This window comes from Niallia sp. Kr1, assembly GCF_050389805.1.
Classification (GTDB): domain Bacteria; phylum Bacillota; class Bacilli; order Bacillales; family Cytobacillaceae; genus Bacillus_BD.
The window spans coordinates 4,626,710-4,641,227 of record NZ_CP130945.1; the positions used below are offsets into that span (position 1 = coordinate 4,626,710).

Annotated in this window: 6 protein-coding genes; all 6 read right to left on the minus strand. The window is 34.6% G+C overall.

Annotated features, from left to right (window positions below):
• Positions 1-9: 9 nt before the first annotated feature.
• Positions 10-1,143, minus strand: coding sequence for a UDP-N-acetylglucosamine 2-epimerase (gene neuC, locus Q5760_RS22745; RefSeq protein ID WP_428909829.1), 1,134 nt, complete (start codon positions 1,141-1,143; stop codon positions 10-12).
• A 124-nt stretch (positions 1,144-1,267) separates the two neighbouring features.
• Positions 1,268-2,185 (minus strand): hypothetical protein, encoded by a 918-nt coding sequence (locus tag Q5760_RS22750; RefSeq protein WP_428909830.1) that lies wholly within the window; start codon positions 2,183-2,185, stop codon positions 1,268-1,270.
• Between the two features lie 290 nt (positions 2,186-2,475).
• The gene (neuB, locus tag Q5760_RS22755; RefSeq protein WP_428909831.1) at positions 2,476-3,519 is read right to left on the minus strand and encodes an N-acetylneuraminate synthase; all 1,044 of its coding nucleotides are present in this window, start codon (positions 3,517-3,519) and stop codon (positions 2,476-2,478) included.
• Positions 3,520-3,704: 185 nt separating this feature from the next.
• A complete protein-coding gene (locus Q5760_RS22760; protein ID WP_428909832.1) occupies positions 3,705-4,526 on the minus strand; it encodes a glycosyltransferase in 822 nt (273 codons plus the stop codon).
• 855 nt (positions 4,527-5,381) lie between these two features.
• Positions 5,382-5,606 carry a hypothetical protein gene (locus Q5760_RS22765; protein ID WP_428909833.1) on the minus strand — a complete coding sequence of 75 codons (225 nt, stop codon included), beginning with the start codon at positions 5,604-5,606 and terminating at the stop codon, positions 5,382-5,384.
• Positions 5,607-5,725: 119 nt separating this feature from the next.
• The gene (locus Q5760_RS22770) at positions 5,726-14,311 is read right to left on the minus strand and encodes a leucine-rich repeat domain-containing protein (RefSeq protein WP_428909834.1); all 8,586 of its coding nucleotides are present in this window, start codon (positions 14,309-14,311) and stop codon (positions 5,726-5,728) included.
• Between the last annotated feature and the right edge of the window lie 207 nt (positions 14,312-14,518).

A 14,518-nucleotide genomic window follows, 5' to 3' on the forward strand; every position in this document is an offset into this window, starting at 1 on the left:
ATCCTCCTATCAAATGCTTAATTCGATAAATTGTTTTTGATAGTCATTATCCCAAGTTAACTCATTATTTAATACTCCCATAAATTTATTAGCGCTATCCCCTTCACCAAATAGGGATTGGCTAGTAAATGTCATAAAAGTAACTTTTGAAATCGCCTTAACTATTTGAGTTATATCCTCTTTTGCATGAAGTATACTGCTTCCTACTTCAATTTTGTATCGACCTGATTGTCTAGTGCCTAAGTCAATTGATGGAACACCATATACACCCGCTTCTCTGATACCAGCACTCGAATTACCTATCATAAACTCAGAATACTTTAATAATGTTAAGAAATATTCAAATCTAATTGATGGGAAAACTTTAAAATGCGGGTTACCTTTAAGTCTTTCATACTCATTTAATATAATATTACTTCCTTCATCATTATTAGGATAAATAACAATATAGTTTTTACCTGAATTTATAACGGTGTCAACAACATTTTTAATATTTTGATTAAGTTCTGATAGCTGTGTTGTAACTGGATGATACATTAAAATAGCATAGTCTTCATATTCTATTTGATATTTATCTTTTGTTGTTTCTAAATTCGGAAGGGTAGGAGAAAACATAATATCTATATCAGGTGATCCAATTACAAATACTGAATCTTCCTTCTCCCCCAATTGTATAACTCTCTGTTTTGCTTCTTCATTAGCAACTAAGTGTATATGAGCAAACTTTGTAATAGCGTGCCTTATTGACTCGTCAATTGTACCTGATACTTCTCCACCCTCGATATGTGCCACCTTAATATTATTAAGTGCCCCAACAATTGCACCTGCTAATGCCTCTACTCTATCACCATGTACAACAATTAGATCTGGTTTTACTTCAGATATATAATTACTAAACCCATGAATTGTACTACTTAAGGTAATATCCATCCCATTTTCATACTTTTGATTTACATATTTATAAATATTTCTAAACTTATCATTTTCTACTTCCTTAAATGTCGACCCATATCGAGAAAGCATGTGCATCCCCGTAACAAATACATGTAATTCAAATTTTGGGCTCTCTTCAACCATTTTCATAAGAGATTTAATTTTCCCATAGTCCGCTCTTGTTCCAGTTAGAAAAACAATCTTTTTCATTAAATTAGTATCCCCCTAAAACTAAAAATTATTACCGTTAAAATTATACATTTTTCTTTAATATATCGGGTATTATTATTTAGATTTTTCGCAATTTTAAAATTTGACAATATATATTTTTAAGCTAAATTTCATCAAAATAGCACTTTAAACTAGGGAATAAAGCACTGTTTTTACTACCAACATATAAATTAATGCCTTGCTTTTTCAAAATTTGTTCATTTATTTCGAGCACAACATGCGATATCGGGATATTCTTTTTCGTCTCTACATCTGTAGGGTGATGATGTTTGGCCTCTACATAATTGTTTGGTATTGAGTAATGTCTATACTTCGACTCATAATAGAAATAGTTACTATTGTTCAAGTCTATACCACAAAGAACAATATTTTGATAACCTAAATTCTCCGCTAATAATAATAAATAACTTAAACTCCCACTCTTTTTTAAGAATACCCTAGGGTTTTTCCTATTAATAAAGTTGATATAGCTATATCCTTTTATTAAAAATTTACTAAAAGAAATCTTATCCCCAAAAATAACCATCTCTGTGGAAAGATATAAATTCTTTCTTAGTTCTATTGGTACCTTTTTGAATGTAATCCCTTTATACTCAATATCTTTAACAATAAAAGGAGTATTCTTATAAGGACCCTTCTTTAGGTTCAATATGTTGTAAAACTGACTATTCCTGTTAGGATCTAGGGATTCCTCATAGACATAAAAAGTAGGCACAAAATCATGATATAACCAAAAATTCAGACCTAAACTATCCTTACTTTTTATTACTTCCCATTGTTCCTCATTTAAGTCACAAATCGAGCTTCCACTCCCAAGTATGAATAAAGTATCACTCTTTACAATAGAGCCTTTCGGAAATTGTCTAAGCCTTTTCAAACTATGCTTTTTAGCAACTTTTCTAACGGTCAAATCATTTATTATATAACTAAACAGATAAAAAATATGAATGTATATAAATGCAGGTAAAATATTATATAGAATGATACTCATATTTTTAAATACTTTTCTTATTTTTTTCATAAAGTACATTTCTTCAGTTCCTTAATCCTCCTAATTTAATAGGTCTTTAGTATTTATTTCAATTTTATAGAAGAACTATTACTTTTTTTAAAAAACTACAATTAGTATTGTAACATATACTTTAGTGTTAGTAATTTAGTAGTAACAAAATAATAAAACAAAAATACTGGAAAAACAGGAAAAATGGGTATGTTTTTTTGAAATTTATTAACCAAAAACAAACCCCATTCCATTCTCAGGAACGGGGTAATAATCATTAGTAAATAAGATTAATCATAAACCAACTGTATTTATTCAACATCTTTCCAACTAACATGCTCATCATTAGATAGGTCAGTTGCAGCTTTTTCACCTAGTAATTCATGATAATTTTCCGCTTTAATTTCACCTATTCCAGGTCTTTTTACCCAAATATTATCTTGAGTAAAGATTTCTCCCTTTTTAATATCAGCAGTCGTTACAACTGTTGCGAATGCAAAATCAATTGTTACTTGCTCTTCTTTTGCAGCTTCCTTTTTTCCGCCTCTCATTTTCGCAATTTCAGCGCTACCATCTATTAACTCTTTTAAATCTTGAGGATCCATTGATACCAAGATATCAGGACCAAATCTCGATTTACTATCAGTGAAGTGTCTTTCTAGCACAGAAGCCCCTAAGGCAGTAGCCGCTAGGCAAGCGTTATTATTTAGCGTATGATCTGATAACCCGATCACCGCATTTGGAAATTCTTTTTGAAGCTCTTGCATACCGCCTAACCTTACTAATTCAGGAGGTGTAGGGTAAATATTAGTACAGTGTAATAATGCATACTGAACTTGGCGTTTTTCTAAAATTTCAACCGTTTTTCTAATACTTGGAATATCATTCATACCAGTCGAAACAATCATTGGCTTTCCAAATGATGCTACTAGATCTATTAATGGATAATTATTACATTCACCTGAACCAATTTTATAAGCCTGTACACCTAGTCTCTCTAGTCTTTCTGCAGCAGCTCTAGAAAATGGAGTACTTATGAAAATCATTCCTTTGGATTCCACATACTCTTTTAATGCTTTTTCATCTTCTTCATTTAATGCGCATCTTTCCATAACTTCGTAAATAGAAACATCTGTATTCCCAGGAATTACTTCCTTAGCCGCTTTACTCATTTCATCCTCGACTACATGGGTTTGATGCTTTACAACTTCAGCACCAGCCTTATATGCTGCATCTACCATTTCTTTGGCTACTTCTAAACTACCCTCGTGATTAATTCCAATCTCAGCAATTACAAGAGGCTGATATTCCTCTCCAATTAATCTTTCTCCAATTTTGATGACAGGTTTACTCATTATTGTTCTCCTTATCCTTTAAAAAATTTATATTTGTAATATGACTTCATAAATAGATATTATTAATAATATCATTTCTAACTATACTTTTTATTACAATATATAGGGAGACAAGCGCTTTCCATTTTCAGGAAATCCCCTGCTACTATAAAAGGATTATACACTCATACTGCTCTTATTACCCTTCAAACATGTTCACGTAAAAACCAATTATATAATCTTGCACGAAATACAGTAGGAACCATTCTAAAAATTAACCTGATAAGTATGTTTGTTGATAGTTCGAATAGGTTGATGAAACTCATTTTATACATAACTAACTGTAGCTTAAGTTCACTTAAAAAATATTTTTTCCCACCTCTTCGATTAAACATACCATTACCAATCCTTGCGTATACTAAACATTCTGGAATGTTATGCGCAATAACTTTATTACTTAATAATCTTACCCATAAAAAGTAATCTTCTAAAAGAGGAAATTTTTGATAATTGCCAGCACGTAATATAGCTTCTTTCTTAAACATTACGGTCATGTGATTAAATGGGCTTCTACGTTTAGCATACCTTTTTATATCTCGATCGTTAACAGGTACTTTCCGAATAGAAACAATATAGGAAGGATCATCAATAAACTCAGAGATATAGGATCCAACGATATCAACCTCAGGATTTTCCCTCAAATAATTAATTTGTTTTTCGAATCTCTTCTCCCTAGCTATATCATCCGAATCCATTCGTGCAATTACATTATGTTTACAATACTTAATTCCCCTATTCATTGCTTCTCCAAGACCAACATTAACTTTGAAATGAAAAATCTTTATTAATTGAGGATACTTTTTTTTATATTCATTTAACATATTTTGTATTCTATGTTCAATAATTCCATCTACAATTATTATAATTTCATTTGGTTTTAAAGTCTGATGTATTACACTTTCTAGAGCCTTTTCAAAATGCTCTTTTATATCTCCAGCATAAACTGACATTAAGACAGAGAATTTCATCTAATGTACTCCCTTATTTTACTCCTTTTACTTACGATAATTTCAAATACTATCAAACTTTTAATAAAAGTAAACATACAATAATCATTTATAATGTTTTAACTCAAATTAATTTCTTTTAGTTATATAACTTTTCGCCTACAAGTGAGGAGAAACTTATGGTATTGAAATTTCATAACAAGAGGTTTAAACCCACATCTTAACTAGTCCATTATTACTATAAATAGTATGGTCTAATTTGTACTCATATTATTTTATGATAAAATAGTATGCAATTCAATATCGTCTAGGTGACAAATTCTTGTTTATTCGCAACCTTATTTGCCACACACTTTATGTAGATACTATTACAGTTAGGTTTCTTTTGTAAAGTTCTCCTTAAAATTGGAAGTTATTTTAAAAACATTTGTAGAAAATAACAAGTATTTTATTAATTAAATAAAAAAAAACGGTCAATGATATTACGGAGACCATAAAATTGTTGTTAGAATAGTAAAGTGTTAAGAATTTCAGGGAAATTCCAAGTTTTAAATCCAAGGAATTTTACAGAGAATAAACTGCTGGGCAATTTTTATTGGTAAATGGATTACACAGATATCTGACATGAAACTATAGATCACAATTAATTTTGAATGATGCTGCACTACCATTACATACCCTATAAATTCTATAAAACAGTACTTTTCTGGGTTCGCGGAACATTTACTATATATTTTATCCCAAAAAAACAATAAAATTTAAAAAACCACATTAATTTGCATCTATTTCTTATGTCATTACAAAAAAAATAGCACATTACGTTGAATTTTCCATGTTAATAGAAGATCCATCCGTATAATGTGCATGTCTCATTATCTATTGACTTGATTTTCCTCTTTCTTTTAAAAGCGTTTGTAATTTTTTTGATGTTTGTGCATTTTCCATTTTTAGTTCACTATTTTCTATTTCTAATTCTTTGATTTTCTGCTCTAATTGTGAAATTTTCGCATCCTTTTCTTTTACCAGTTCTTCTGATTGATTACATCCAGAAAGTAATCCGATTGCAATTATACTCACCATTAAAAGTTTTTTCTTGCTCATACCTTGTCCTCCAGCACTTCAATCTTCTTATTTCCTACCTAATTTCAGAATAAGTAGGGAAAAGATGGGGGCTGTCCATCTTTTCGATTTCATTTGGTGGTCAGCCCCATCTTTCATTATTAAGCTTTCTTTCTCATCATTTTGACTAACATAAGTATACTACCTGCCGCAACAAGAAGTAACCCAGTTAACATCCACATATACATATTTGTTGCTGTATTTGGAAGTTTATTTTTTGAATCTTGCTTTTTACTATCTGATTGATCATTAGATCTTGTAACTTGTTCGTTAGACTTTTCATCTTGATCCTTAGACTTTTTATCTACTGACGGAGTTTTGCTACTTCCTTCATCAGCGATTTCAAATACACCATACGTACTGAAGTGGGTAACATCGACTAAGATATAACCTGCTTCTGCATCATATTGCTTCGGATAAATAGCAGGTTCTGGTTTCTTGCCATCTTCACCAATATAATATACCACTACATTTTCCCAATCTTTTACATTTTTTGGATTCACTAAGATTTTTAACGTAACTGGTGTTTTTCCAAAGTCTGTAATTAGACTTCCATCTTCTCGTTTAAGCGTAAAATCTAATACCGGTCCAATCGCACCCTTATAAGACTTCTTCGTAACGATCAATGTAACTCCCTGATCTTTAGGAAGAATATCTAATGGTAATAGAACTTCGACGCTTAATGGGTCTAGAGTAACTTTAAGGTGATTCTGTCCACCATTAATCTGACCCTTTGTAATTGGGAAGGAGATCGTTTTACCATTGTTAACAGTTGGAGTTTCTCCTTTGCTATTGCCCGGTTTTTCTCCTTTGTTATCTACTGGGGCTTTACCCTCGTTATCTACTTGCTTTTCACCTTCGTTTTTGACTGGCTCTTCGCCTTCGTTTTCGACCGGTTCTTCGCCTTCGTTTCCGACTGGTTCTTCACCTTCGTTTTCGACTGGCTCTTCGCCTTCGTTTTTGACTGGTTCTTCGCCTTCGTTTCCGACTGGCTCTTCACCTTCGTTTTCGACTGGTTCTTCACCTTCGTTTTCGACTGGTTCTTCACCTTCGTTTTCGACTGGTTCTTCACCTTCGTTTTCGACTGGCTCTTCACCTTCGTTTTCGACTGGCTCTTCACCTTCGTTTTCGACTGGTTCTTCACCTTCGTTTTCGACTGGTTCTTCACCTTCGTTTTCGACTGGTTCTTCACCTTCGTTTTCGACTGGTTCTTCACCTTCGTTTTCGACTGGCTCTTCACCTTCGTTTTCGACTGGCTCTTCTTTAACGGTCATGAACTCAAATAATTGTTCAGTTCCTAATGACTTCTCATCATAATCAACAACATCTTTGCCAATAACGATCTTGTAGTTTGTTTCTGGATCTAGTAACTCATCTGGCTTAAATGTAAACGATTCAGCCAACTGCTTACTCCGATCCTCCTCATAGAATCCAGGTTGTCCAGCCTTCATTTTATAGCCGTTGTAAACCTTATCCGCTGTCACAACACCTGATACTGCGGAATCATCTGAAACATTGATAAGTTTGATTCCAGCATTTGCTTGATCGATATCCATCAAGCGGTCAAATTTAATTTGGAAAGAGCTGTCTAAAGCAATCGCTTTTGAGTTATATGTTTGCTCCTCTGAAACGGCTGTTACTCCTTTAATCATCGGACCGTAGCTGCGAACAAGCGGAATATTCAACTGCGTTTCCGCCGGTGGTACGGTAACGATTCGGCTTGTATAAGATTCATAGCCCTCTTTTGTAAAGATCACTCGCCAATCACCTTGAATAACATCCCAACCGTATCGACCATCTGAATCTGTAACTTGCGGATTAATTTGCCCAAAGAATTCAGCGTCCCATGGAATCCATTTGCTATTTCCATATTCCTCCACAACAGCTGTTACACCCGGTAGACGCTTGTCCATACTACCTTCAAATACATATCCTGATGGGTCAATTAACACGATGACCTCCATTAATGGAAGCGTAATTTCTGTTTCTCCCTTTTTAAAGGAAATCTCCATTAATTGAACACCGTAAGAGCTCCAATCTCCTGGAATATAGACCTTATAAGAAGAATCCCCTGTGTTCTCTAATGCATATTTTTCACCAAGGAAATGAATCGCAGCCTCGTCAATTTCTTGATCAAATTGTACATCAATGTCCATTGGTGTAAATTCGGTAATAGCTGCTTTGACGATGCCAGCGTATGGATTCAATTTAATATTTGAGTTCCAGCCCGCTGATACCGTTACATCCTTAACTGATGGAATATTTGGCTCATAGGAGACATTCACTGAATTTGAGAAAACAGATTTCGTTTCATCTTCTACTTTTGCCACTAAATTAAATACACTATTTTCTTGTGAAACCACTGGTAATTTTACATCTGCATACCATAGATTCCCTTTTGCTACAGTTTCCGCTAATAACGTTTCTCCAGCATAGACTTTCACGATTGAACCAGGTTTTGCTTTTCCATATACCTTGATTTTATCGCTTGCTGTTTTTTCAGGAGCTTGTAGGGTTGCAAATAACACACTAAGAGAAATCGAATATGTTACTTCTTCCGATTCTGTTATAAATGTTGCGGATGCTACAATGCTTTCCTGTGCTTCATTCGATACAGTAGCTTTAAAGGAAATGTTTCCTTTTTTACCTGCGCCTACTTCACCTAAATGAATTTGACCATCTTCATATTGATGATCTCCTAATTTATTTCCATTCACTAAAATAGATTGAGAATTAAAATCAAGAAGTTCTGGTACATTCAATTCTACGGTCAATTCTTGTGGTGATTGGCTATTGTTTTGATAATTAATCCGATATTCTACTTCTTCACCAGGAGTCGCAGAATTCTTAGCTGTACTAATCGAGTTTCCTTCACCTGAGAAAGCGCCTGAAGTATCGTATTCTAGTAAAATATCTTCAACACGATTTAGCCCTTCTGAAACCTGTATTTCTTTTTCATAACTTGGTAGATTATATCCTTCTACCTCTAAGGTATAAGATCCAGGCTCCATTCCATGAATCATGAAATTTCCATTGGCGTCGGTTTGTGCCCAGAAGGAAGACCAACGATCGCCTTCTTTTGTCAAATAAATACTTGCCCGATAGGCTTTTGATAAGTCTGGTTTAAAGACAGTACCTTCAATCGATGAGGCTTGAACAAATTGCAGCCCCCCTAAATCGACCACTCCATCCGTAAAATCAGATTTACGAATTTCTTTTGTGATGGTTTGATATGAAGCGAAACTAATCGATAAGGTCAAGTTTTCCTCTTCTAATCCACCAATGTTGATTTTACCCGACTGATCAATCTCTCCATAGGCATAGCTAGTTTGACCATAAATGTAATAGCTTGCCCCTGCTAGACTGCTACCGTCCGTTGTTGTCAGGGTACCGGTTACTCTAGCGCCCTGTTCTAAAGTAATCCCGAAGGCGCTATCCTCTTTAATGGTTGCTCTATTGAGGATGTACGGTTTATATCCGTCAGCACGCACCTCAAGATAATAATCATCCCCCATAACAACATTCGGAATGACATACGTTCCTTCACCATTTTCAAGCTGATACTGATAGTAATAACCATCATAATAGTTTGTCATTCTGCTAACTGCATTGCTGTATAGATAGATGGATTCAACCTTTGTTATCGGCTCTCCCTCAGTGTTAGACACCTCGAAGGATACATCTGTTGCAACGTCCTCAAATTCATTTAAGACGATTTCAATTGTGTTACCGTCATCATCTTTCGTAATTTCGATTTCCTCGTAATAACTTTCATATCCACCTTGACCAAACACAGTAATGGCATAGGTTCCTATTGGGATACTGATGTTCGGGTTCGATCCGCTCCATTCTACAAATAAACCCTCTTCATTCGTATGACCATAGCGATAATACTGGCTATTTTCTTCAGTTCCTTCAAGGCTGTAATTAAAGTTCTTTAAGACATTTTCATCTGATCCAACTGCTTTGAATTGAACATTCACCATTTGTTCTGGATCCGCGTCTGTTTGAGCATCCACGACTGTCCAATAGTCTAAACCATAAATATCCGTGATCACTAATTCGATAAAGTATCCTGAATTCGCTTGTAGATCTTCTACCATATAATATGGATTATCGAGATCCTGGATCACACCATAGGACTCTCCATTGACGTAAATCTCAGCCTTTTCGATTTCTTCTGTTGGAATGTCAGAATACCAATAAAGTTTTACTGAATCACTTGTCGTTTCTTCAACAAATAATAAAGGCTCTGAACCCTTGTAATAAACGTAAACGCCATTTTGCTTTAAAGTCTGAAGTATTTGTTTCGCTTCTTCGTTTGTAGCAAAATCAATGTCAATATCATACACGTCCACACTGTTTAGATTTGTTAATTCTGTAAGTACTGAAATATCCGTAATTGGATTTCCAGAGAGAAATAGGGTTGCAAGAGAATCTAGTTCACTTAATGGTGATAGATCTTCAATTTGATTATCATCTAGATCCAAATAAACTAAATTCGTTAAATTGGATAGATGAGTAATGTCATTGATTTTATTATCCCATAAAGATAGATATTCTAGATTTGTTAGATTTGCTAACGGTGAAAGATCCGTGATGTCGTTATAACCTACATATAGCGTATCAAGATTTACGGCATATTCAATCCCTGATAAATCTTTAATCCCGTACTCATTCGCATATAGATCAGTGATTTTTTTCATATCTCCTGTCGTGATGTCTCGCCCAGAAATATGAAGTTGGTCTCGAATGGCTTTTTCAAGACTTCCATCAACAAATGAGACGGCTTCTCCAACTGGCTCACTGTCTGTTGCAATATAGTGATAAGTAGATGCGTACAGCTCATCATCCATAAGCGCAACAATCTCAATTCCATACTCTGTTTCTGGTTCTAATCCAGTAAACGCATAAGAATTCGCATCCGCACCTACTGTATCAACTAGATTACCATCGATCAATAATTGGAAACTATCAATTCTTACTCCTTCATACTCCCAGAAGAGTTCTATGGAATTTTGCGTTATTCTATAATCATTGACATAGAGTTGACCATTACTAGAGGTTACAGTATCCAATGTTGTGCTGGTAATACTTTCACCTTCTGCATTTACGGCCTCAATTGTGATCTCATACCAAGTAAGTGAATTAAGATCACCAATATAAAAGTACGTTTCCTTCGTTGTTCCTACTTCTTGTTGATTTACATAAATTTTGTACTCTGCTACTTCTTCGTTTCCAAAATAATCCCAATAAATCTCAAGAGAATCGGTCGTACTGTATACGTTATACACACTTAGATCTTCCGGCAACCAGAGATTCCCGTATAAGTCTGCAACAAGATAATCTTCATTCCATGCTTCTACGGTATATGGGATATTCCCACCAGAAGTTAGACCTTGGAATCTGTATGATCTTTGGGATGGATCAATGCTATCTATCAATTCTCCATCTAAATAGATTCTGAATTCAGTGATCTCGGCATTTCCTTCATAACTCCAAGAAACTGTAACTTCATCGTCACCGTACTCAGTTGATTCAGGATATAAGTAACCTTCATTTTGCCCGTAATATACTTTTACACCCTTTTCCTCCAATTGCTCAATAACGGATTTATTCTCCGATCCTTTTGATAGATCAAGATTTTCGTTCGGATACAAATTCACCATGTTTAATTGCGGTAAATCTAGTAAAACACTAATTTCGGTAATGTTTGTATCATAAAGGAATAAGCTAGTGAGTTTAGGAAAATTCGTTAACAAACTAAAATCGTCAATATTATTTCCGCTTATGTGTAACGTTTCAAGCTCTGTCTGTGAATTTATATCGTCTAAATTGGTGATATTTGTATTAGAGATATCCAATTCACGTAATGTTAATCCGTTTAACCCTGAAAAGTCAGTTAGCGGATTTTGGCTCACATATAAGAATTCTAGATTTGATAGATTCGCTAGTCCATTCAGATTAGAGAGTTGATTGTGATATAGACTAAGATTATATAATTTGGTTAAGCCTGACAGATTAGGCATTTCCTCTAGATTGTTAAAAGAAAGGTCTAGACTATATAAATTCGTAAGATGACTTAAATCTAATGAGCCTGATATCTCATTATCTCTCAGATCCAAGCGCTCCAACTTTGTCAGATTGGATAGGTCTGGGATTTCCTTTAAACCTGCATTTATGATTGATAAATCAGTTAAATTGGTTAATTCGTTAATAAAACTTGTATCGTCCACTTCTGTTTGCGAAATAGATAGACCTTCTAAGTTTGCTAATGATTTTAAAGGTAAAAAGTCTTTAACCGGATTCGATCCGATATCTAAATATTGCAATGATGTCAAGTTTGCAATAGGGGAAAGATCTTTAATCTCATTCCAACCTAAATAAAGGCTTTTTAAATTGGTTGCCCCCTCTAAACCAGAAAGACTAGAAACTTCTGTTGCATACAAGTATAAATGTTCAAGATTCTGCATATCGCTTGTTTGAAGATCTCGCTCTAGACCAAATTGATCTTTAATCGCTTGTTCTAGATTTTTATCTTCAAAGTCAACCTTTTCGCCTTCTGGAAGTTTGAGCGTTTTCTCATTAACGGTGGCTCTCCCTACCAGGACATTGTTCTCATAAGCTTTTAAAACAATCGAATAGTCTGTTTCGGGTTGTAAATTGTCCAGTACGGTTGATGTTGATGTACGGTCAATGGTTTTTTCTTCACCGTTTACTGTTAACGTTAATTGATCCGGTAAAATGGCATATCCGTTTTCTTGATAATAGTAATCCCACGAAATTCCGATGGCTGATTCATTTACAAAGTTAGTGTACGCGTACATATTATAATCTTCATTTGGATCATAATATACGTCCACACCACGGGTTTCTAACTCCGTAATGATGGCTTGGTTTTCTGGATTATCTAGTAATAATGGCTGCCCATATAAAGTTACAGAAACTAATTCATTGTAGTCTTTCAGAAAACTTAAATCGTTAATTTGTAAATACGATAAATCGAGATCCCTCATTTTTGTTAACTGGGATAAAGCTGAAAAATCTTTAATCGGGTTTTCCGAAATATCCAGTGATTCTAATGCCGTTAATTCTTTTAAAATCGATATGTCAGAGATTTCATTTCCATAAATATAGAGAGTACTTAAGTTTTTAGCATACTGTATTCCCTCTAAGGATTGAATCCCATTATTCACTGCATACAGATATGTTAGATTTTCCATATCACTTTCGTATATTTCACGATCGAGACCCAATTGGTTTTTAATCGCCTGTTCGAGATTTGAATCAGCGAATTCAACCGGTGCTCCAGTCGGCACATCTTTTGTTTCTAAAGTGAGTTCGTCTGAGATGGTCTCTTCATTTTCAAGAACTGCTTCAATTTTAAAAGAATACTCCGTAAGTGGTTGGAGACCGGATACTTTATATTCATACTCATTTCCATCGATTATCGCGATTAATTCTCCGTCCATATACAAATGAAAGTTTTGTACCGTTTGTGGACCGTTGTAATTAAAAGATAAAGTGATGGAAGATTCCGTTATACTGTCATCGCTTAGATGAATATATTCCTCATATTCTCCTGAACCGTATACATGGACTCCCTTTGCAATTAATTGTTCCATTACTGTAGAGTCACTTAAGTTTAGATTGCTGAATTCTACACTAAATAAAAAAGGAAGATCTAATAGAAAATCATAGCTTGTTGCCTCTAAATCAATTAATGAGATATCGAGAATATTTTGCAGATGACCGACTACGTCTAAGTTGGTTGCTGAGATATTAATAATATATAGACTTTCTACGTTTATCGCATACTCTAAACCAGCTAAACTCGTAATATCACCATATCGATTATCGATTTCTAGGTAGTGTAATTCTTCAGCCATTTCCGTTTTCGTAATAGGCTGGTCGACATTTTCTAAATACTCGCGAATGATCGCTTCTAAATTTTCGTCTTCAAACGTAACGATTTCGTCAGATTCAGCATTTGCTGATAGCTCCGCTTCTTGTAGTGATTCAGGGGTAAGCTTTTCAGGAGCTTCATTTGAATTAGACTCGCTATCTTTTTCTTCTGAAACGGGTGTTGTTATTTCTTCTTCAACACTCTGGTCAGGTTGTGTTGCAGTGTCTTCTTCTACAAGTTCGTCATCTGGTTGCGTGGTAGCGTCTTCGTTTGGTTGTACCACTTCTTCAGAAGATTGATTTGAATCTTGTACCGTTATTTCCTTTTCCGTTTCGTTTGGAACTGCATCGGGCTCATTAGTAGTTTCCGCGGTTGCGTCATTCGTAGACACGATTTTCACCGTACTTTGAAGTTCTTTTTCACCTACTTTCCCTTTTATCTGGTATTCATACTTCTGGTTCTTCTCAACATTCGAGTCTATGTACTCGTATGTGCGAACGACCAATTGATTTTCTTCGTTAATTTGTGAAGATACCAATTTGGCCTCCACTTGAATTTCTTCATCATTCTTAATGACTGAATACGTTTCTTGTTCTTTGTCCGTAGTTTGATCTAGAAGTGCGCTCCATGTCAGAGTCACTTGACCATCTTGATAGACTGGATCTTTTAAATCCAGAATCCAAGATGCCAATTGCGACCCTTGTGCTGATGCGATCGGACTAAAGAATGAGAAAATCATCGTCATAATCAGAACGATATTTAGCCATTTTCTGTTCTTCAACACTACTAACCTCCTTAAATTAGTCATTTCCCGTAATTTCCTGTTTTGGAAAATCATTACTATTATAACTATAGAACTAGTTATTTTTCACTAGTTTTTAATTATTTATTTCCAATTTTTCAATTTTGCTATCCTTTTCAGCAAAATCAGACACTATTTCCTTCATTTTTTTAATATTTCCGGGACAGTTGAGTCAGAGGGACGGGT

Excerpts from the sequence above, each read along its gene's own strand:
- Q5760_RS22760 (WP_428909832.1), bottom strand. The coding sequence starts at position 4,526 with ATGAAATTCTCTGTCTTAATGTCAGTTTATGCTGGAGATATAAAAGAG.
- neuB (WP_428909831.1), bottom strand. The coding sequence starts at position 3,519 with ATGAGTAAACCTGTCATCAAAATTGGAGAAAGATTAATTGGAGAGGAA.
- neuC (WP_428909829.1), bottom strand. The coding sequence starts at position 1,143 with ATGAAAAAGATTGTTTTTCTAACTGGAACAAGAGCGGACTATGGGAAA.
- Q5760_RS22765 (WP_428909833.1), bottom strand. The coding sequence starts at position 5,606 with ATGAGCAAGAAAAAACTTTTAATGGTGAGTATAATTGCAATCGGATTA.
- Q5760_RS22750 (WP_428909830.1), bottom strand. The coding sequence starts at position 2,185 with ATGAAAAAAATAAGAAAAGTATTTAAAAATATGAGTATCATTCTATAT.